The sequence below is a fragment of the Microbacterium sp. NRRL B-14842 genome, from assembly GCF_050470785.1.
Genome location: NZ_JBFLUM010000001.1, coordinates 2,855,265 through 2,874,769, shown reverse-complemented (window position 1 = coordinate 2,874,769; position 19,505 = coordinate 2,855,265). Strand labels below are relative to the sequence as shown.

17 protein-coding genes are annotated in these 19,505 nt (G+C 65.0%); 8 read left to right on the top strand and 9 right to left on the bottom strand.

The annotated features are described in order from the left end of the window. Positions 1-6: 6 nt before the first annotated feature. Positions 7-1,230 (top strand): MFS transporter, encoded by a 1,224-nt coding sequence (locus tag AB1285_RS14060; protein WP_370428277.1) that lies wholly within the window; start codon positions 7-9, stop codon positions 1,228-1,230. Here the strand turns inward: AB1285_RS14060 and AB1285_RS14055 are convergent. After that, positions 1,227-1,772: a MarR family winged helix-turn-helix transcriptional regulator gene (locus tag AB1285_RS14055; RefSeq protein WP_232089158.1), complete on the bottom strand. Its 546-nt coding sequence runs from the start codon at positions 1,770-1,772 to the stop codon at positions 1,227-1,229. The genes AB1285_RS14060 and AB1285_RS14055 overlap by 4 nt on opposite strands. After that, positions 1,769-2,005 carry a hypothetical protein gene (locus tag AB1285_RS14050; protein WP_370428081.1) on the bottom strand — a complete coding sequence of 79 codons (237 nt, stop codon included), beginning with the start codon at positions 2,003-2,005 and terminating at the stop codon, positions 1,769-1,771. The genes AB1285_RS14055 and AB1285_RS14050 overlap by 4 nt, the downstream gene beginning before the upstream one ends. Before the next feature lie 128 nt (positions 2,006-2,133). Between AB1285_RS14050 and AB1285_RS14045 the strand changes: the two genes are divergently transcribed. Then, complete coding sequence (locus AB1285_RS14045) at positions 2,134-2,580, top strand: MarR family winged helix-turn-helix transcriptional regulator (RefSeq protein ID WP_187663006.1); 447 nt, start codon at positions 2,134-2,136, stop codon at positions 2,578-2,580. Between the two features lie 69 nt (positions 2,581-2,649). Beyond that, positions 2,650-2,976 carry a hypothetical protein gene (locus AB1285_RS14040; protein ID WP_187663007.1) on the top strand — a complete coding sequence of 109 codons (327 nt, stop codon included), beginning with the start codon at positions 2,650-2,652 and terminating at the stop codon, positions 2,974-2,976. Between the two features lie 169 nt (positions 2,977-3,145). Here AB1285_RS14040 and AB1285_RS14035 read toward each other — a convergent pair whose 3' ends face one another. Further along, positions 3,146-3,898: an SDR family NAD(P)-dependent oxidoreductase gene (locus AB1285_RS14035; protein WP_187663008.1), complete on the bottom strand. Its 753-nt coding sequence runs from the start codon at positions 3,896-3,898 to the stop codon at positions 3,146-3,148. 192 nt (positions 3,899-4,090) lie between these two features. Here AB1285_RS14035 and AB1285_RS14030 point away from each other — a divergent pair, with 192 nt between their 5' ends. After that, entirely contained in the window at positions 4,091-5,026 is a 936-nt protein-coding gene (locus AB1285_RS14030; protein WP_370428080.1) for a GrpB family protein, read from the top strand. A gap of 21 nt (positions 5,027-5,047) precedes the next feature. Here the strand turns inward: AB1285_RS14030 and AB1285_RS14025 are convergent, their stop codons facing one another. The 3 genes from AB1285_RS14025 to AB1285_RS14015 all read right to left on the bottom strand — a co-directional run bounded on the left by AB1285_RS14025 (position 5,048) and on the right by AB1285_RS14015 (position 8,923). Further along, complete coding sequence (locus AB1285_RS14025) at positions 5,048-6,394, bottom strand: MFS transporter (RefSeq protein WP_370428079.1); 1,347 nt, start codon at positions 6,392-6,394, stop codon at positions 5,048-5,050. 1,132 nt (positions 6,395-7,526) lie between these two features. Next, on the bottom strand, positions 7,527-8,246 hold the full coding sequence (locus AB1285_RS14020; protein ID WP_083512992.1) for an RES domain-containing protein: 720 nt from the start codon (positions 8,244-8,246) through the stop codon (positions 7,527-7,529). After that, on the bottom strand, positions 8,162-8,923 hold the full coding sequence (locus AB1285_RS14015; protein WP_017201976.1) for a hypothetical protein: 762 nt from the start codon (positions 8,921-8,923) through the stop codon (positions 8,162-8,164). The genes AB1285_RS14020 and AB1285_RS14015 overlap by 85 nt, the downstream gene beginning before the upstream one ends. Before the next feature lie 258 nt (positions 8,924-9,181). Between AB1285_RS14015 and AB1285_RS14010 the strand changes: the two genes are divergently transcribed. After that, complete coding sequence (locus AB1285_RS14010; protein WP_151460109.1) at positions 9,182-12,940, top strand: hypothetical protein; 3,759 nt, start codon at positions 9,182-9,184, stop codon at positions 12,938-12,940. 51 nt (positions 12,941-12,991) lie between these two features. Here AB1285_RS14010 and AB1285_RS14005 read toward each other — a convergent pair whose 3' ends face one another. Further along, positions 12,992-13,642 carry a hypothetical protein gene (locus AB1285_RS14005; RefSeq protein ID WP_151460108.1) on the bottom strand — a complete coding sequence of 217 codons (651 nt, stop codon included), beginning with the start codon at positions 13,640-13,642 and terminating at the stop codon, positions 12,992-12,994. A gap of 280 nt (positions 13,643-13,922) precedes the next feature. Here AB1285_RS14005 and AB1285_RS14000 point away from each other — a divergent pair, with 280 nt between their 5' ends. The 3 genes from AB1285_RS14000 to AB1285_RS13990 all read left to right on the top strand — a co-directional run bounded on the left by AB1285_RS14000 (position 13,923) and on the right by AB1285_RS13990 (position 18,002). Then, positions 13,923-16,655, top strand: coding sequence for an NACHT domain-containing protein (locus AB1285_RS14000; protein ID WP_429977479.1), 2,733 nt, complete (start codon positions 13,923-13,925; stop codon positions 16,653-16,655). A 76-nt stretch (positions 16,656-16,731) separates the two neighbouring features. Beyond that, positions 16,732-17,049 carry an ArsR/SmtB family transcription factor gene (locus AB1285_RS13995; RefSeq protein ID WP_040568244.1) on the top strand — a complete coding sequence of 106 codons (318 nt, stop codon included), beginning with the start codon at positions 16,732-16,734 and terminating at the stop codon, positions 17,047-17,049. Beyond that, positions 17,046-18,002: a low molecular weight phosphatase family protein gene (locus AB1285_RS13990; protein ID WP_270366663.1), complete on the top strand. Its 957-nt coding sequence runs from the start codon at positions 17,046-17,048 to the stop codon at positions 18,000-18,002. Before AB1285_RS13995 ends, AB1285_RS13990 begins: the two co-directional genes overlap by 4 nt. On the opposite strand, the gene AB1285_RS13985 is transcribed toward AB1285_RS13990, so the two are convergent. Both AB1285_RS13985 and pstB read right to left on the bottom strand, forming a co-directional pair. Beyond that, positions 17,984-18,562 carry a winged helix-turn-helix domain-containing protein gene (locus AB1285_RS13985; protein WP_017201971.1) on the bottom strand — a complete coding sequence of 193 codons (579 nt, stop codon included), beginning with the start codon at positions 18,560-18,562 and terminating at the stop codon, positions 17,984-17,986. The genes AB1285_RS13990 and AB1285_RS13985 overlap by 19 nt on opposite strands. 104 nt (positions 18,563-18,666) lie before the next feature. Next, a complete protein-coding gene (pstB, locus tag AB1285_RS13980; RefSeq protein WP_225855885.1) occupies positions 18,667-19,440 on the bottom strand; it encodes a phosphate ABC transporter ATP-binding protein PstB in 774 nt (257 codons plus the stop codon). Positions 19,441-19,505: the final 65 nt, after the last annotated feature.

The window sequence follows — 19,505 nt, the reverse complement described above, 5'->3', positions numbered from 1 at the left end:
ACTTCAATCGAATCGATTCGACGAGCACCCGCGAACGTCGCCACCCGTCGGGCGCGCATCGCCGTCTCGGCGCTGTTCCTCACGAACGGCGCCCTGTTCGCGAACATCCTGCCGCGGTACCCCGAGATCAAGGCCGCCCTCGGCCTCGACAACCTCGGCTACGGTCTCGCTCTCGCCGCCTTCCCCGCCGGCGCGATCGCGGCCGGACTCCTGGCGGCCACGCTGATCCGTCGCTTCGGGTCGGCGCGCATCGCGGTCATCGGCACCGTCCTCACGAGCCTCGGTCTGCTGTCGGCGGCGCTGTCCCCGACCGGCGTCCTCTTCGCGATCGCGCTCTTCGTCGGCGGTGCCTCCGACGCCATCACCGATGTCGCGCAGAACGTCCACGGCCTGCGCGTGCAACGGCGGTACGGGCGCTCCATCATCAACTCCTTCCACGCCATCTGGTCCATCGGCGCGGTGCTCGGCGGAGTGATGGCGGCGGGCGCGATCGCGCTGCAGCTCCCGCTCGCCGTCCACCTGGGGATCTCGACCGCGGTGTTCGCCACGGTCGCCCTCGTCGCCCTCCGCTTCTGCCTTCCGGGCCGCGACGACGAGACGGAGGAGGACGCCGTGGCGGAACCGGTGGAGATCTCCGGCGCTGTCCGTCGCGGCATCCCGGCGCGGACGGTGGTGGCCGTGATCGCCCTGACCCTCATCGCGATGGCCGGCGCCATCGCCGAAGACGCCGGCAACTCGTGGGCCACGCTCTACCTCGGCGACTCCCTGGGGGCGGCAGCCGCGGTCGCGCCGCTCGGGTTCATCGCTCTCGTCGGCGCGCAGTTCGTCGGGCGTCTGCTCGGCGATCCGATGACCGACCGCTTCGGACAGCGCTGGGTGGCGCGGGTCGGCGGCCTCATCGCCGCCCTCGGGATGACCCTCGCTCTGCTGTTCCCGAGCGTGCCCGGCACGATCCTCGGGTTCGCGGCTGTCGGCTTCGGCATCGCCACCCTCATCCCCGCCGCGATGCATGCCGCCGATGAGCTCCCGGGGCTGCGGCCCGGTGTCGGGCTCACCGTGGTGTCCTGGCTGCTCCGGCTCGGCTTCCTGCTGTCGCCGCCGTTCGTCGGATGGCTGGCGGAGACGCAGAGCCTTCGCGCAGGGCTCGTGGTGGCGCCGGTCGCGGCGCTCGTGGCGGTGCTGCTCGCAGGCTTCCTGGACAAGCGGCGCCCGCGGAACGCGTCGGACTAGGCCGGCTCGTCCACGAGGTCGGCGCCGCTGTGCACGGCGTCCGCCTCGGCGGCCTCCTGGATCGCGGCGGTCATCCCGACGAGGAACCGCATCACGACCACGCGCTCGTCGTCGGAGAGGTCGTCCACGAGGGAGAGCATCCGGCGGTGCATCGCCCCGAGCGTCGCCCGCACCTCGTCGTCGCTGCTCACGGTCGGCACGACGATGCCGGCGCGACGGTCGGTGGGGTGGGGTTCGCGGCGCGCGTGCCCGCCCTTCTCCAGCCGGTCGATGAGTGTGGTCGTCGACGCCGTGGAGATGTCCAGCGTGCGGGCCAGGTCGATCGGGCGCACGATGCGTCCCGCCTTCTGCTCGCGCAGCAGGAACCGGAGGGCGACGAGGTCGGTCTCGTTCATCCCCATGGACGCGCGCGTGCGGGCGCGCATCGCCGTCTCGGCGCTGCGGTAGCGCCGCAGCATGTTGAGCACATCGACCGTGGTGGCGCGCTCGCTGTCGGGGTACCAGTACCCGGAGGCGTGGAACTCGCCGGTGCTGTCGGTCACGCGACCTCTCCTTCGTCGCTGGAACCGGCCTCCCGCTCGAGCATCTCCATCGCGCCGGTCTCGACCTCTGCGGGGACGATGCGCAGGAGCCCGCCCGTGATCGCGTCGGTCTCGGCGCTGATGATCTGCTCGATCCGGCGTCGCGAGACGGAGGGGAAGAGTTCCTCCAGACGGGCGAGCAGATCGGCGTAGCGGATGTACGACGCCTCCTCGATACTCAGTCGCTCCGGCATGGCATCCTTTCGGGGGCAGACTTCCATCTTCGCATCTCCGGAAGTCCTGGTCGCCCCCGAATATCGCTAGTCAGCCTTACTGTCAGTCAGTCGAGGTACCATGGGAAGCGGGGAAGGAGGATCTCTGCATGGGGAACATCAGTACCGACGTCACGACCTCGGCGCTCGCGCGCGATGTCGACGATTTCCGTCGCGCCGACGCGCAGTTGAACCGCCGTCTCGCCGCCCGCCGCGAGCCCAACGATACCGACCGCGCGGCGATGCACTTCATCAGCACGGCGCCCGTCGAGAAGCCGGTCACTCCCCGCGATCTCGCCACGTACCTCGGCATCAGCACCGCCGCCGTCACGAGTGTCGTGCGACGGATGTCCGAGCGGGGGCAGATCGTCGTCGCCCCGCACCCCCTGGATGCCCGGTCCAAAGTTCTCCGTCCTTCGCTCCGTGATCTGCACGGTCACGGGGATGAGCTCACCCAGCGGGTCGCCGCCCTGGAGGAGGAGTTCTCCCCGGAGGAGGCCGCGGTGATCTCCCGCTTCCTGCGTCGACTCACCGACGAGCTCGGCGACCTTCCCTGATGGATTTGATTTAACTAGTTAAACTAGTAAACTATCCTCGTCCAGGTTTTCTGCCACGAGGAGAAGAACATGGGAACCCTCACCTACGCGAACCTCGCCGACCCGATCGAGATCGACGACGAGCTGCTCGCCCACCTTCGCGCCGCCACCGTGACCAAGCTGCGGCGCAACGAGCCGTTCGCGCTCACGGTGCAGACCGGCGCCGACCGCACCGAGACGCTGTGGATCCACGCGTCCATTCCGATCCGCTTCGTCGTCGAGACGTCGGTCACGCTCCAGCGGCCGCTGTTGGCCCGCCTCATGCAGGCCGCGGGCTCGACCGGCGGACTCGACCTCACCGACCCCGAGCTCTCGCTCGATGCGATGTCGCGCGAACTGCACGCGATGTCCGCCTGATAACGGAGGGGTGCACAACCTGCCTCATCGCCTCGGGATCCTCTTCAAGGGCTCTCGGATTCCCGGACGGTGACGGCTACGGCGAGAACGGAGCGGGGGCTCTGGATCGCCGACCGCGGCATCCGGCCGCCGGGATTCGGGTTCCCGGCAGCCGGATGCCGTTTCTTCGTCAGAGGGCGGTGTAGCCGCCGTCGACCAGGTGGTAGCTGCCGGTGATGAAGCTGGCCGCGTCGCTCGCGAGGAACACCACGAGGTTCGCCACCTCGTCCGCCTGGCCGAGGCGACCGATCGGGTGCTTCGACACGAGGAAGTCCTTCGCCTCGTCGCCCATGTTCGCCAGGAGCGGGGTGTCGATGAAGCCGGGGCCGACCGAGTTCACGCGGACGCCCTGCGCCGAGTACTCCAGAGCGGCGGTCTTCGTCATTCCGACGACGCCGTGCTTGGCGGTGACGTAGGCGGGGGAGCCTGCGAAGCCGACGCTGCCGAGGATCGAGGCGATGTTCACGACCGAGCCGCCGCCGTTGGCGAGGATCGACGGGATCTGCGCCTTCATGTTGCGGAAGACCGCGTTGAGGTTGATGGCGATCACCTTGTCCCACGCGTCTTCCTCATAGTCCGCGGTGGGCGCGGTGGCGCCGCCGATGCCGGCGTTGTTGACGCCGATGCGGAGCGGGGCGAGCGAGTTGGCGAGCTCGACCGACGAGGCGATCCAGGCCGGGTCCGTCGCGTCGCCGACCGACGCCTCCGCGGTGCCTCCGGCGGCGCGGATCTCCTCGACGACCGCGTTCGCGTTCTCCGCGTTCAGATCGTTCACGACCACCGCCGCGCCGTTCTGCGCCAGCAGCAGGGCGACCGAGCGGCCGATGCCGCTGCCCGCTCCTGTCACGATCGCCGAGCGGTTCGAGACGTCGTACTGAGCCACTTTCGGGCTCCTTCCCGGGCGGGCGCGGTGCCGGGAGATCTTCTCGGACGGTCCGTCCTTCCCTCCAGCCTACGCCCGGAATACCGGTGTGGATTCATGTGAATGGAAATGCTCGGCCGCCTGGCTACGCTGTGGGGACCGTCTGCCGCGGGAGTGCCGACTCCGGCGGGACGAATCCGGAGGAGGCGACCAGTGGATCCGCTCGCAGATGAGTCCGAAGGCTCTCCGGGGGCGGACGCGTTCTCGCCCCTCGCCCTGGTCGTCGTCGGGGAGGATGACGGCGTGGTCGTGCGCCGTCTGCGTGCGGCGCGGCCGGATGCGGTCGTGACGGGTCTCGGGCCCGTCGATGCGGCCACCGTGGCGCACGCCTCCGCGACGGCGCATCTCGTGCTCGGCATCGGCGAAGTGTCCGCCGGCGCGTGGTGCGACGCGGTTATCGCGGAGGGCGACGAGGACGGCCTGTCCCGCTTCTTCGCCCGAGCGGCGGAGGTCGAGGAGCGCCGGAGGGCTCGGCGACTCCCTCCGGACACGCCGCCGATCCTCGAGTCCTGGTCGCCGCGCTGGGCGGCGGATGCGGCCCGCCTCGGCGCTCGGATCGCCGCGGCATTCGACGGTGTCCTGGTGCGCGTCGATCACATCGGCTCGACGGCCGTGCCCGGGCTGCGCGCCAAGCCGATCATCGACCTCCAGGTGGGGGTGCGCGACCTCGCGGACGCGGATGCCGCGGAGCAGCGCCTCGGGGACGCCGGCTTCGTGAACGTGCAGCGCATCGTGCCGGACGCGCCGGGCGTCTCCCGGGACAACGCGCGGACGGGCGGCGATCCGGACGAGTGGTCGAAACGCCTGTTCGCGAGCGTGGACGCCAGGGCCCGGGCGATCGTGCACGTGCGACGCGTCGGGGCGTCGAACTGGCGATACGCCCTCCTGTTCCGAGACTGGCTGCGGGCGGACCCGGAGGCGCGCGACGAGTACGCGGCGCTCAAGACCGCTCTGGCCTCCGCGCACCGGGGCGACTGTGACTTCGACGGCTACGCGCGGGCGAAGGACCACTGGTTCGACCGGGCGCAGGGGGAGATGGAGGCCTGGGCGCGAGCGACCGGGTGGGTGCCGGGCGGCCGTGCGGCGTGAGTGCCGCGGAGAGATCCGAGCTCATGACGCAGGGCGAGGCTGCTCCTCGGCTGCGGGATCGCTGTGCTCCGGTGCCGCGTCGTCCGAGTCCTCGGGGTCATCGACACCCTCGCACGGCTGAAGGCCACGCATGAGCGTGGCACCCAGGCACAGCAGGACGAGAGCGACCACCCCGGCACCGACCAGGGCAAGCCGGGGGCCGGCCACCGCCACGATGATGCCGGCGGAGAGGAAGACAAGGATCTGGATGACGTTCTCGGCCATCTCGTCGAGCCCGCCGATTCGCCCCAGGTGTTCGTCCTCGACGCTCGTCTGAAAGAGCGAGGTGACGGCGACGTTGTAGGGCGCGTTGACGAGCGCGCTGATACCCACGCCGACGAGGAGGACTCCGATGTTGGGTGCCATGCCCATCACGAACTGCGCGACCACGAAGAAGGCGAGGCAGACAAGGAACAATGGTTTGACCTTCACCCACTTCACGAAGATCCCCACGAGCAAAGCAGCGACGACCGCAATCAGTCCGTTCCACGACAGCACGATTCCCAGGGTCTCGACGGGGAGGCCGAGTTCGTCGTCGAGCAGGAAGATGAGACCGAAGGAGTTGACGCCCGCAGTGAACGTCACGCCGTAGGAAGCGACCAGCATGCCGAGCGCGAGTCGGTTGCGCGCCAGGATGCCGACAGCTTCGGGAATGCCGCGGATCGAGTCGGTGGCTTCCCCCAGGCCGGTGCGGATGCTGACGCGGAGAGGCGTCTTCTCTCCACTCGTGGGCTCGGGGCGGATCAGGACCTGCAGGAGCGCGGCCGAGATGAGGAAAGACACCGCGTCCAGGAGGAAGGCGACCGACGGGCCGTAGGCGGCGAAGGCAAGCGCCGCCAACGCCGGACCGACGGAGGCGAGGGCCCAGCTCACCGCCTGGATGATGCTGTTCGCGCGGGGGATCATCCCGCGCCGAACCAGGCGGGGCACGAAGACGAACGCCGACGAGGCGAAGAAGACGCTCGCCGTCGCTGCGCTGAAGACGAGCACATAGGCGAGCACGCCTGGAGCAACCAACCATGCGACGACAGCGAGCGCCACGCTGAGAGCGCCGCGGATGAGCATGGTGGCAATGAACGTCTTCCGAAGGTCGAAGCGATCGGCGATCGCTCCGGCGATCGGAGCGAAGAGCATCCCGGGGATGACTCCTGCCAACAGGAGAAGGACGCGGGTGAGCTCCTTGTCCGGAGTCTCCTCGTAGAACCAGAGATTCAACGACATGACCCGGAAGGCGTCGCCGAGGTTCGACACGGCGATCGTGCTCAGGAACACGAAGAAGGTTCCGGGGAGGCCGAAGAACGACCTTCCGGGGTGCCGCACTGTGTTCATGCTCTGCCTTCTTGATTCGGTGCAAGACGATCCGCCCACCGTAGCCGAGCGGGGATCGCCGACAGGAAATGTCAGAATCGCGATGAAATCGGACTAAGTCCGATGTAAAGCGCGAAGCCCACTCCCTCACCGAACCGCCTCACGAAGGGGCTGATTCGATCATACGGATGGGGTCGGACATCTCGCCTCAGGGAGCTCTGAATCCCCATGGCGCGCATCTCGGCGACCCAGCGCTCCCCGATCGGCCAAGCAGGACAGCTCTAGCGTCGAAGTTCGTAACCCTGTTCGTTAAGGAGGTTGATTGCGATCTCGAGCAGCGTCCCAATGAACTCGATGAGGTCTGCGATCAACTCCTCGTCTGGTTCGTACAGAGTCCTGCCCATCTGAGGTGTAGATGGGCGCGTCTCGATCGCGTGGCGCAGAGTGGTGATGAACTGCCCGTGCGCGTGGGCCGAAGTTATCGCCCAATAGTTGAAGGTCCGCAACGTGGGGCCTGGAACGCGACTCGCAATCTTCCTTGTGATCGAGGAGGGATCGATCAATGGCGCACTGAGAACGTCCTCTGGATCGGACCCGAGGTTGGTCGCGGTGGTCCTAAGGAAACGCCCCAGCGCGGCTATTCCTTGTTCCGTTCTGTCATCTGGTGTTTGAGCTTTGCGCAGAGCGTTCGTCAGCTTCAGCCCGTGCCTGTACTCGATGCGGGCGATCTCGAGCGCCCTGCGGACTCGAGGAATCGGTGCCGTCCAGGATCCAGATGAGCTCCGCAAGCCCCTCCAAGACAGGACGGAACAAGGTGTAGTCAGCCTGCATATGAAGGAGCAACACGTTCTCCTCGGGGCTAGCGGCAAGCTCCGCCCAGGCGGATACGTGGTCCGCAGCGGTGAGGACGAGCCCGGAGACTATGGCATGAGGGATGACGATGTTTCCTGCGAGGGCTTGATCTTCCTCCGCCATTGACCCCTTTCGAACCGTGGGCACTCCACTCTTGATCGCCGCCGCGAAGTCCCGGAATCCTTCGACAGCACCGCCGAGAGTCTGCAATGTGGAACGCTTTGGCATAGCACTGAGAGTACGGGTGGATCGAGCGTCATCTGATAATCCGAGAATCGCGGACTGCCGTCCTGGGGCGGTTCTATTTCTTAACGCGGTAGCCGAGCCTTTTCACGGCTTTCGCGAGGTACACGTTCGCACTGGATGAGTCCAGTCGGGTGTGCACCAACGGCAGCGGCGGGAACGAGCCCTCGGCGGACGAGAACAGCGTCACCATCGGGCCGAAGTCGATCGATGACACATGGTAGAGCCCGTCGATGCTCGACCCAAGCTGGTCATGGATCGCATTCGCCCAGTTCCGCGTGTATCGCTTAGGCCCCATCTGGATCGAAGAGGTCGTCCCGTTGATCACGGGCCAGTTGCTGGTGAGATCCAGTAACCGAAGCTCACGCGTCGGCCGCCAAGCCGCGAGGGTGTTTCCACGAACGCGCCGATTGATTAGTCGGCCCTTCTGAAACACCTCGCCGAGAGCTGTTGTAGATCCGGCAGCTGCGTACGTCACGCCATAATCGGCATGGTGCTGCTGCGGCTCGGGATGCGGGTCAAAGCGCATGGTTCTGATCGGCCCGAAGTGCCGTAGCTCATCCCACGCCTGTGGGTGAGCACCTCTCGTAGCGAAGACCCGCCAGAGGATCCCATCGAATGATCTCAGGTGCTCACTCGCGTCGAGTGTGAGCGGCGCCGGGGGTGTTGCGGGGACTTTCGCGTTCGACGGGCTCACGTGATGTCGGCGTCTTCGAGGATGTCCACTACGGGTGCAGGATCCTTCGCGGCAGCCAGCCACTCGATCGGCGTCATCCATTCCTGGGGGTCGACAGACTCATCGCTCGACCGCAAGTCGTCTTGAGGTGTTGTCATGAAGCCTTCGACGTCGGCCGGATCCCAGTCGGACGGGATCGCTCGGACGAGCAGCGGGAGGTGGGGGATCGTCGAGACCCTATCGCCGGAAATGAACTGCCATCGAGGGTAGAGGCGGATCCTTCCTGCCCGGAAGCCGTACAAGGTGTTCTTGCTCTGGCGGTGACGCACACTGGAGGCATCGATGCCGAGGAGCGCTGCGACCTCGGATGCGGTGTAGGTGTTGGTTAGGGCGCGCACGTGAGTCTCGCGCTCGAGCTTGGCGATCCCACCGCTGGTGACGAATGCGGCTGCCTCGGCGAGCTCCTCCGGAGTGAAATCGCCAGACTCGATCAGGAAGTTGGCTTCCTGCTCTGTGAGGCCCAGCTCGGTCGATTGACGGTCGGTCATGGCATCGGCGAGCTCGTCGATGAGTGCGTTGAACACGGATACGTCGACGTTTGACGTCTTCGCCACCTGCGCAAGGCGCTCGACACCGGCTTGTACGTCGGTCTTTGCGGGGGCCTTGGTCGCCACGACGAGCTTCGGGTTCCCGTTGAGGAATCGACCTGTCACTGTGCCGCGGTTCACAGTCGCCTCGCGAGCGGAGGCGGCACGAGTGCGACTTTTCTTCACGGCCATCTTGCCTCCTCGTGTCGTCATCTGGTTAGCGCGTACACGCAATATCTTACGCGCGCTTTTGCGTGTATGCACCCCCGCGAGGTGACGAGGTGAGAGCGGTCAAGAGCTCCCTGGCCCGGGAGCAGCGGCGTTGAAGGAGACCTGTCGTCCGCGCGTTCGAGGCGGCACCCCAACTCTTCGCCACCTTCCTCCCCGGCGCAACGCTTTCAACGCTCAGTAATCAGTGCGGATGTCGTTGGCTTACGCTTGAATGCTTGCGTGGGAAAGAGCAAGAAAACTCGGAGAAGCAAGCGGTCTCGATCTCAACCGCGGGCGGTGAGCGCCGCGCGACGGGAGCCCGACGCACTCGAACTGGCCTTTTCAGCGTACGATCCGGACGAGCTCTGGACGCTGATTTTCGCCGCCGCCACGTCCCCCGGCAACAGGCATCGGTCGGTGACATTGGGGAGCAGCTTCGCGGCTGCGCTACGAGCCTCCGCCGCTCCGGCGCCAGACGAATACCAGCCGCTGCCTTCGATCCAAGCACTGTCCGATCTAGCGGCTACCACCTATGGGATCGGCCCGGCGCGTGAAGATTTCATCCCCACCGACCCGACTCGAACTGTCTTCCTCGCGGTCGGCTCTGAGCCGCTGCGCGCGGTGCCTGGCCTCACCGAACGGCCGGTCGCCGACCTCACGCGTGCGCTCAGAATGGCGGAAGCGGTAGACGGTCGGCTTCACAGACGATTTCAATTCGGCATCGCAAACGTGGTGAACGTGGCGATGAAGTACGGCGACTTCTGCGCCCGCCACCTTGCAGACGCATGGGTACCAGCCCCGGACCTCGCGCTCAACGACGAGGTCTCCCTGCCGGACGCGGAGTACGAAGCGACGCGGGCCCTCCTCAACCTGAACCCGCTCGACCACATCGAACTCGGTGAAGCTGATGAAAGGGCGTTGGAATGGATGACGAACTCCGCAAGTCGGGCCACGTTCGACGCGGAGAGTCTCTCCAGCCCGTTCGGGAGGTACCTTCGCTTCGCTGACTCGGCGGGTGCACATCGATGGGTGCCGCCACTTTTCATCCCAGAGATCATGGCCCATGCCGTACGAGAACTGGTGTCTGCGCTCGACCGGGACGGGCAAGCACGACGAGCCCTCCGGAGTTCTTGCCTGAACCAGATTCGCCAGTCCCTATGGCGCTTTTCCAACAGCTTGATCGAAGCTCCTCCCAACAGCGAAGGCCTCGATTCCCCGCTTCGCGGGATTGACGTTCAGTGGTTGGTGCCGGTGAACCCGTCCACTTTCATCGCCGTCTCAGTCATCTACGTCCCCGACCTGGGGGCCGCGCCGGCGCCATACATCGGCTCAGTGGAGCTGGCGAAACAGGTGAGGTCGCAATCAGACCCTGTGCCGGTGCGGATGGCGGGCGGGCGACGAGGAACCGTCAGGCCGGGCGCGGAGGTCATCCCGTTGACGGTGTTCGCTGCGCCCGGTCACATCGCTGTGCCGCAGGCGGTCGGCGAAGCAAAACTCGCGCTCGAAGACCTGACCTGGATCGCGGAAACGGCTACGTCCGACGATGATCTCTACGCATTCACGCGGGACCTGAGCGCTCCCGATTTCCCTGAGAGTTTCGGATGGGAAGCGATCAACTACTGGGAGCCATGGAAAGCCAATGGCAAGTCTTTTTTCAAGGGTGGCGTGGTACCCAATGCCGTCTACTTTGAAGCGCACGCGGGCGAGGCCGAGTGGGATCGAGCGGTAGAGCTATCGGATCTCGAAGTGGCGCTCCTCAGGGTTGGGCTTCCCCCGATTCGAGACCTCCGAGCGGCAGAAGTCGCCCCGGGGCCCGTCGCAAACGTCGCGATGATCGCAGGTGACCCCATGTACGACGCCACCCGCGGTGTCAACATCGCGCCGAGTGTTGACGGGTGGTCTCTCGCTCTCACCGAACCTCCCGTTGCCGTGGCACGGGCGAGCCTGGAGGAAGCATCTGCCGACCACCGACGGTTCTTCTTCGACTTCTGCGGCGGGCTAATCTACGGCTTCGCTGCGCTTGGTGATCGATGGCGTTTCGCGCACCAGGAGATCGATGTGCCCGGATACGTCCTCTACCTCCACGCATCGGAAACGGTCTCGGGTGAACCGCCCGGTGTGGTCACGCCGTATCTCGACCCGCACGCGCGTGCCGTCGACGAACCAGTCAACTTCTTGTGGCGCATCGATGTCGAGGGATTCGCAGACTCGGCGAATGGAGATCCGCACGCGGCGAATCTCCTAACAGCGGATGCAGTGTTCGATCTGCTCCGCGCGGGCGGCATGGATATCGACACCGGAGCGGCGCTCCGCGACCAGTGGCGCACAGCGAGACCCTTTCTCATCTTGGAGATGAAGCAGGCCCGGACCACTCTCAATCACCTGCCTGATCCGTGGCGTCTACGACCCTCTGATGAGAGCCGCATGGTTGCGGCTTTGGGACGACGACTCCACGACGCCGGCGTTCAACCGGGAGAGTACCGAGCGGACGACGCGAATCGACTCATCCGCGAGCATCTTGCGCCCCTTGCTCTCGAGACCCTGACTGAAGGAATCAAGAGACACGACGTGAGCGAGGTGGTGCTCACGGGGATGGAGCAGCTGGCGAGGGTGATGGACAGTGCCATTCATCAGCAAGACGATCTATCCCGAGTCGCAGCGAATCTCGCGACCGAATGGGATCCGCTCACCCGCACGGCCGAGCTCTCGGCGGAGACACTTCAGCTTCGTCAGTGTAACGAGATCGTGGTGGAGGCTGCCTTGCGCATCCTGGGCAATCCGGCGGCGGTGAAGCCGATCACTCCTCAGGAGTGGAGCGGTCTTCTTGCCGCCGCAGATGCGTACCTCACCGCGACCACGCTGAGTGAGCGGATGTATCACCAAGTCGCGCCCGCAGTCATCAACCTCAGCCCGATGTACGAGCTGGCAGTTGACGACGATCCGCATCCCGACGCATCGGCGTGGGGCCTGCGAAACGACGAACTGACCCGTGCAGCTGCGAGCGTCCGATTGCACGGCACTCAAGACGACGACTCGCTGCAACAGGCGAACGAAGAAGACGACGTCGAAGATGCGTTCCAGCCGGCATGGGGAGCGACGTCGCAGGACATGCTCGCCGCACTCGCCACCCTCGCAAAGTGGGAAACGTTCGAGCCAAGCAGGACGACCGCGCACGTCACCGTGGCCGAGGCAACAGCATGGGTCTGTGACGCGCTGGGCCCGGACGCGGATGAGTCGCAGAGAACGCGTGTTGACGCCGCTATTCGGATGCTCACCAGCACGGCCGTCCAGATGCAAGCCGTGGAGTGGAAACCCTGGCAAACGCGCACACGGCGTCACCGGCTCCTCGTGCAACCGCTGGTGCAAGACTCGGACGGACGACTCATTATCAGCCCGCAGTACTTACTGACGTCCTTCCAGGTCTACTACCGCCACCTCCTCCAAGGAGTTCTTCCCTGGGCGGGAGACGTTCCCCAGCCTGTCAGCAACGCGCTTGCGGATCGCCGTGCGCGCCGCAATATTCGGTTCGAAAGATTCCTTCAAGACCGGCTAGAGGAACTCGGCTACACCACGGTCGCCCGCGTGAAACCCAACGACCACGCGCGACTCGGCGTGCCGATTCTCACGACCGAAGTTGACCTCGTGTGCGGACGCCCTGGCGATAGCACCATCTGGTTAATCGAGGCGAAGGATCCTGCGTCGGTGCACGGATTCGCTGAGACGGCACGCCAACTGCGCACCTTCTTCCGGGACCAGGTAGGAGACCGCGGGGCCAAGCCCTGCTACGCCACGCAGCTAGCCCGCAAGGAGAGCGAACTAGCGCCCCACGTCGCGAGCATTGCGACGCGCCTCGGACTCGGGGACCCGCCTGAAGGCGAGCAGTTTCGCCTGAGCACGCTCTTCGTAACCCGAAATCTCACTCCGGCAAACTACGTCGACGAGCGGTATCGGGTTGAGACGGCGACGGAGTTTCTCGCAGCTCGAGGCCAAACGCCGTAGGTGACATGCGAGAGCGGCGGCGCGCACGAATTCACGTCCCCAGCAGGAGCTCTATCGCCACTTCTGAGCCTCGATGATCCGAGCCAGGGTCTCCGCGTCGCCGCCGCGCCTGAACCATTCCACAGGGCTCTGGTGCCCGTCGGTGACCATGATCGACTGGGGCGTCGCCATGAGAGCCGATACCGACACCCATCCTTTGTCTTTCACAATGTCGATGATCTCGGTCAGGTGCGGCAGGATTTTTCCTGGCGACGAGAGACTGAACTGCCACGACGGAAACCGTCTGGAGTGGGCAACATCGACGGCGTACAACTCGCCACGATCGGCGGCGGCGAAGAGCGAGTCCTCGTCCATACTCAAGAAGGCAGCGGCTGCGGACGCGGACATGGTTTGAAGCACGCCCGTCAGAAGGGTGCTCGCTTCGCTCGCCAGAAGACCGCCGCGAGCAACCCGAGTCGATGTCTTCTCGAACGACTCGGGCGTGAAGGCCTTGGACCGGGTGAGATAGCTGATCTCCTGCGGCGTCAGCTCTTCCTGGTCCGCGATCGGTCGCTCTGCGAGCAGCTGGTCAGTCAGCGCTCGAACGATGAAGTCCCCGTCGGCGTTCAACCGAGCGACGGCGTCAGTGAACGCCGCGATCACATCGGTGGATGGCTGTGCTTGCCAAGGGCGGGGCCGTGGCTGGCCATCGGTTTCATCCATGTGCGACAGCGTAGATGAGCCTTCACCGGAAGGGGAGGGTTCCCTGGGCATTGACGTCGAGGATCCGATCGGTTCAATGGCAGGCGGGCGGAGCTCAGGCCTCGCCCTACTCGGCTCAAATGTGCGCGCTGGTGATCGGATTGGGATCGTTTCTCGTCGCCGGGAGAACCCCGTACGGTCGAACGCGTTCGCTCGCCGGTTCAGCCGGATAGGCAGCAGCACTGGTACAGAATGTCTCTAATGCGCCTCATAGGCGTCGACGTTGACCCGGAGGGACTCTGTGGGCCACTACAACCTCAACCGAATGGGCTGGCAGCAGTTCGAGCACATGCTCCAAGCGCTTGCAAAGGCTGAGCTGGGCAATGGTGTCCGGCCGTTTGGGTCAGGTCGCGACGCGCAGCGCGACGCCACGTTCGACGGCCGCGTCGACTTCCCGGTCGGGGCGGGCGCGAAGTGGGATGGCTACGGCGTCATTCAAATGAAGTACAACGAGAAGCCTGTATCGACGACGGCTGACTGGCGTTGGTTCCTTGACGAGGTCCGCTCCGAGCTGCGTGGTTGGCTCGTAAAGAGGAGGGTCGGCGAGAAGACGCCGGAGTACCTGCTGTTCTCCACCAACGTTGTGCTGACGGGGACCAAAGACACGGGCGGCCGCGACCAGTTCGACCAGCTTCTTGCAGCCAACGCGGAAGATTTGGGGCTGCGTGGGTGGTACGTGTGGGACTACGACGAGATTCGCGTCATGCTCGACACCCACACGTCCATTCGACAGCGATACCTGGAGCAGATCGTCACCGGCGACTTTCTTGCGCAAGTCGCCGAACTGCTCCCGGAAAAGACAGCTCTCGAGGTGGACCGGCTTGCTGGGCATGCAGTCGCCGAGCTCATCAACAGGCAATGGGTTCGAACGGGCGACGCGGGGTACAACGACGCGTCGAAGGTGAGGCTCGCGGACATCGCTATCGATTTGCCGTTCACTGCGGAGGCGCGCGCGGGCGAGGAGGGCCACCTGCGGTTGATGACCGCGGCCGAGACGGTGCAAATCGGAGACCTCCACTTGTCGACCGTCTCAGGGCGGGGGCCTCGCGGGGTGGTCATCGTTGGAGGCCCAGGTCAGGGCAAGAGCACGATCGCCCAAGTGATCGCCCACACGTATCGTGTCGCCTTCCTCGCTGACACAAACGTCGCGGAGTACGGCGAGAGGGCGCAGCTCGCCTTCGATGGCCTCGACGCACGGCTCAGAAAGGCGGGAATCCCGAACCCGCAGAAACGTCGGTGGCCGTTCGTGATCGAGCTGGCAAAGGCGGGGGCCGCAATCGCATCCTCCCCGTCGACGTTTTCATTGCTCACCTACATTGCAGATTCCATCCTGATTCGGGGGAAGAAGTCGGACCCAGGGGCGTTGCTGGACTGGTTGCGCACCTGGCCGTCATGCCTCGTGCTCGACGGCCTTGACGAGGTGCCTGACGCGAAGATCCGCAGCCGGCTCATCGAGGCCGTCACAGCGCTAGTGAGCGAGCTCAGCTCTGAGAAGGCGGACGTGCTCTTCGTCGCCACAACACGCCCACAGGGATACCGGCGGGAGTTCGACGATGCGTTTCCCTGCACGCAGATCATCCTGTCTGAACTCACCGAGACAGAAGCGATTAGCTACTCGGAAGCACTCACCGCGTTGCGGGCGGTCGACGATCCGGACCTCGCCGAGCAGGTTGCACAAAGGCTCATCACGGCCGTCCATGGACGAGTGACGCAACGACTGATGACCACACCGTTGCAGGTGACGATCATGACTGCTCTCGCTGAAGAAGCAGTCGACCTTCCGACGGATCGATTCGAGCTGTTCGACCGGTACTATCGCGTCGTCTACGACCGTGAACTGGCGAAAAGTGAAGCCTTCACGGAACTGAAGTCGCTGCGCCCACACATCGACCATCTTCACGAACAGGCCGGGCTCAAGCTGCAAGCAAGAACTGAGCGACCAGGTAACTCGGACGCTATCCTCACGAAAGCCGAGATCTCCCGTATCCTATGCCGCCGGCTGAGCGCGGCTGGGTTCGAAGAGAGTGAATCGGAGTCGATCGCGACGACTCTCCTCAAACTGTCGACGGAGCGACTGGTCATGCTCGTCTCCCCGAAGACATCGAAGTATGAGTTCGAGGTGCGATCGCTGCAGGAATACATGGCGGCTCGCGCGATCACCGATGGTGACGAACAGGTCGTCTTGCAGAACCTGCGCGAACTCGTTCCATCAAGTCACTGGCGCAACACGTGGCTGCTCGCGGCGGGCCGCCTGCTGAAGCGTCGAGAGCACCTCATCGATGACCTCATCAACATCGTCGTTCAATACGACACTCAAGCCGCCGAGTCGCCGATCACAGCCCTCGGCGCGAGCCTCGCCGGCGACCTCTACCTCGACAACTTCGGGATCGAGTTCCCGGCGACACGACGCAAACTCCTCAGCGCCGCTGTGAACCAATTCGCAGATCTCGCTGATGGCATGCCGGCCGGCGTTGCGAACCTTCTGGCGACTGCGTTGGAGCAAGGCGAGCGAGAGCAGGCCATCGTGCTTGAAGCCCTGCACGAGCTCAGCCGCGAGAACCCTGCAAACCTCGCCACCCGCGCATTGAGCGACAATAGTGCCGGTATGTCAGATATCGCCAAGCAGGCACGAACGACCTTGACCGAGGGGCGGAAATACATCAGACCCGAACCCGGACCGATCCACGCTGATGCGGCGATCCTCGCACGCGCTCTCGCCCGGGCATCCAACCCGACGGCGGAGGTCCTCCTCCTTGTCGAGCAACTGCAGACGCCTGGTGCTGTCTGGCGGGGACGTTCGCTCGGAGTCTCGGTCGACATGCTGATTGCTCTTGAGCGGGATGCCGCTCGTCCCGCCCTTGCAGCTGCTGCGAAGAGCTTGTCGCAGAGCAGTCCGGCAAGCGCAGCCCTCAGTATCGAGCTACTTCGGTTGCACGCCGCGTCGAAGCTTCGCGGCGACATGTTCGCGAAGTAGTCGCGTCTCAGTCCCGCACGTTTCGAGCACCGGCACGTCTGAGGGGGTCGCAAGGTTCGGCAACTAGAATCCTGGCATGACCGCTCAGCCTGCACCGAAGCCTCGGGTCGGAGCTGCGCTCAATCGTGGTGCGGCCGAAGAGCTGGCGCGGACGCTGAGGGCGGTCGCTGATCCGACTCGTCTCCAGATTTTGAGTATCGTGCTGGGCTCGGCTGATGAACGGGCGACCGTAGGTCAACTGACGGAGGCGCTGGGGCTGCGGCAGCCGACAGTGACCCATCACGTCCGCATTCTCTTGGACGACGGGTTCCTGGCACGTGAGCAGGACGGCAAGCTCGGCTGGCTCTCCGTGCACCCGACGCGCCGCAGCGCCGTTGAGGATTTTCTGCGGTGAGCGAGGAGTCGCAGCACCGAGTGGGAAGCCCTCTCGGCGAGCGTGCTGCCCGGGAGCGCGCAGGTCAAGTGTCGGTTCTCGGTAACCCCGACACGCTCCGTGTTCTCAGCGCGCTTGCTTCCGGTATCAAAGCGCCGGACATAGCGGTTGTGCTGAATGCCGATCTCTCGGTCGTCGAGCAAGCAATCCACTCGCTGGAGCTCGTCGATCTCATCCGCAGCGATGACGATGTCTGGGTGCCGACCGTCGATGCCTGGGTCCGTTTCGGGAGACTGCTGTTGAGTGAGTCGATTGAGCCGACAACCCCCGAGGCTCCCGTCACGGCTCTCCCACGCGCTGTGGCCACCGTCGTTGACGACCTCTCTTACAGATTCAGTTCAACCTTCAGCCGCGAGACAGTGGCCGGTTATGTCGCCCAAAGCTACCTGTTGCTGAGCCAGCGAACGCGAGTGCGTGAGCACCTGTTGACGATGACCGCTCGGTACGCGGCCGACCGCTTGGACGCACTGGCGACTAGTCAGGGCCTGGTTCTCCGTGACACTCCTGAGGTCCTGTTTGTGTGCGTTCAGAACGCGGGGCGGTCGCAGATGGCTGGAGCCCTGCTACGTCATCTTTCGGGCGGCCGGGTGCACGTGCGTACCGCAGGTTCCTCACCGGCGGAGGGTGCACACCCTCGTGTTGCCGCTGCGCTCGAGGAAGTGGGCGTGGAGCTGTGGGGAGAGTTCCCGAAACCGCTGACCGATGAAGTGGTGCGTGCCGCCGACTACGTCATCACGATGGGGTGTGGGGATGCGTGCCCCGTCTTCCCTGGGCGCCGCTACATGGAGTGGGATCTACCGGATCCGTTGGAGCTCGACCAAGACGGTCTTCGTGGCGTTCGAGACGACATTCGCGCCCGGGTGCTACAACTCCTGGTCGAGCTCAAAGTGGAGCCTCAGGACGCGAGCCGGTAGCCGGCGACTCGCACCGTCTCGATGAGGGCTTGTGCGGGGGCGAAAGTCGCCAGCCGTGCGCGCAGCTTCGTCATGGCGACGCGAACAGAGGCGTGCGGATCCTCAAGGTCGGAGCCGAAGGCGAGGGCGAGTGTGTCAATGCTCACGCTCTCCGGGTACGCGCGCATGATCTGATGCAGGAGTTCGAATTCGCGCGGAGGAAGCAACAGCGCATGCTTCTGCCAACGGAGGCTGCGGTGCGTGATGTCGAGGGTCAGTTCCCCGAATCGGAGGGTGCGGTCCAGCGGCCCTGTCCGTGGGTGCAAGCGGGCCAATTCACGCAATCGGTCGGGGGTGATGGGGAGGCGGATGGTGCCACGCATTCCTGCCCGCATCGCGGCTTCAATCATCGACGTCTCCGTGTCTTCGCTCACCCCGAAGAAGATCGGTCCTCCGCACACCGGCTCGGCGATCTGCACGATGGCCGCCAGCCGGTCAACTGACTCCCCGCCGGCGAGGACGAGCGACGCCTCGTAGTCGTGGGCCAAGTCTGCCAGCGCATCGACGATCTCAGCGTGCACCGCTATCGGGACGCCTGCATGCCTGAACTCAGCGAAGCTTCCACGAAGGATCTCCGAACTGCGTCCGTGCAGAACGAACCGCGGGTCACCACCAGACGGGGAGGTCATCCGAATCGTCCGCTGATGTAGTCCTCCGTGCGCTGGTCTTGCGGCTGCTCGAAGATGTTGCGGGTGAGGTCGTACTCGACGAGCACGCCGGTGCGGTCACCGGTGCTTTCGTCGGCGAGGGCGGTGAAGAATGCGGTGCGATCGGCCACGCGTGCTGCCTGCTGCATGTTGTGGGTGACGATGATGATCGTGTAGTCCTTGCGGAGCTCGTGCATGAGGTCTTCGATCCGAGACGTGGCGATCGGGTCAAGGGCGGAGCAGGGCTCGTCCATCAGGATCACGTCGGGTTGCACGGCGATCGTCCGCGCGATGCACAGGCGCTGCTGTTGACCACCGGAGAGACCGAACGCGGATTGTTTGAGCTTGTCCCTCACCTCGCCCCAGAGCGCGGAGCGGGTCAGTGCCTCTTCGACGAGGTCGTCCATGTTGTCGACTTTCATCCCGGTGACCCGGGGGCCGTAGGCGATGTTGTCGTAGATCGATTTCGGGAACGGGTTGGGCTTTTGGAACACCATGCCGATCCGCCGACGAACCTCGATCGGATCCACGGCCTTGGCATAGATGTCCTCGTCTTGGAAGAGGACGGTGCCCTCCACGCGGGCACCATCGACGAGGTCGTTCATACGGTTCAGGGAGCGCAACAGCGTTGATTTTCCGCAGCCGGAGGGTCCGATTAGCGCGGTGATCTCGTTACGCCCGAACTCGAGGTTGACGCCGGTCACGGCCCGGAAGTCGCCGTAGTACACATTGACGTCTTCGCAGCGGATCAGGCCACTGGGGGTGGCGGCGAGCCGTCGTGTTTCTGCGGCATGGAAGTTCGTGTGCGTCGCTGTCG

Excerpts from the sequence above, each read along its gene's own strand:
- AB1285_RS14050 (WP_370428081.1), bottom strand. The coding sequence starts at position 2,005 with ATGCCGGAGCGACTGAGTATCGAGGAGGCGTCGTACATCCGCTACGCC.
- AB1285_RS14045 (WP_187663006.1), top strand. The coding sequence starts at position 2,134 with ATGGGGAACATCAGTACCGACGTCACGACCTCGGCGCTCGCGCGCGAT.
- AB1285_RS14040 (WP_187663007.1), top strand. The coding sequence starts at position 2,650 with ATGGGAACCCTCACCTACGCGAACCTCGCCGACCCGATCGAGATCGAC.
- AB1285_RS14025 (WP_370428079.1), bottom strand. The coding sequence starts at position 6,394 with ATGAACACAGTGCGGCACCCCGGAAGGTCGTTCTTCGGCCTCCCCGGA.
- AB1285_RS14020 (WP_083512992.1), bottom strand. The coding sequence starts at position 8,246 with ATGGATGACGCCGATCGAGTGGCTGGCTGCCGCGAAGGATCCTGCACC.
- AB1285_RS14015 (WP_017201976.1), bottom strand. The coding sequence starts at position 8,923 with ATGGCCGTGAAGAAAAGTCGCACTCGTGCCGCCTCCGCTCGCGAGGCG.
- AB1285_RS14005 (WP_151460108.1), bottom strand. The coding sequence starts at position 13,642 with ATGGATGAAACCGATGGCCAGCCACGGCCCCGCCCTTGGCAAGCACAG.
- AB1285_RS13995 (WP_040568244.1), top strand. The coding sequence starts at position 16,732 with ATGACCGCTCAGCCTGCACCGAAGCCTCGGGTCGGAGCTGCGCTCAAT.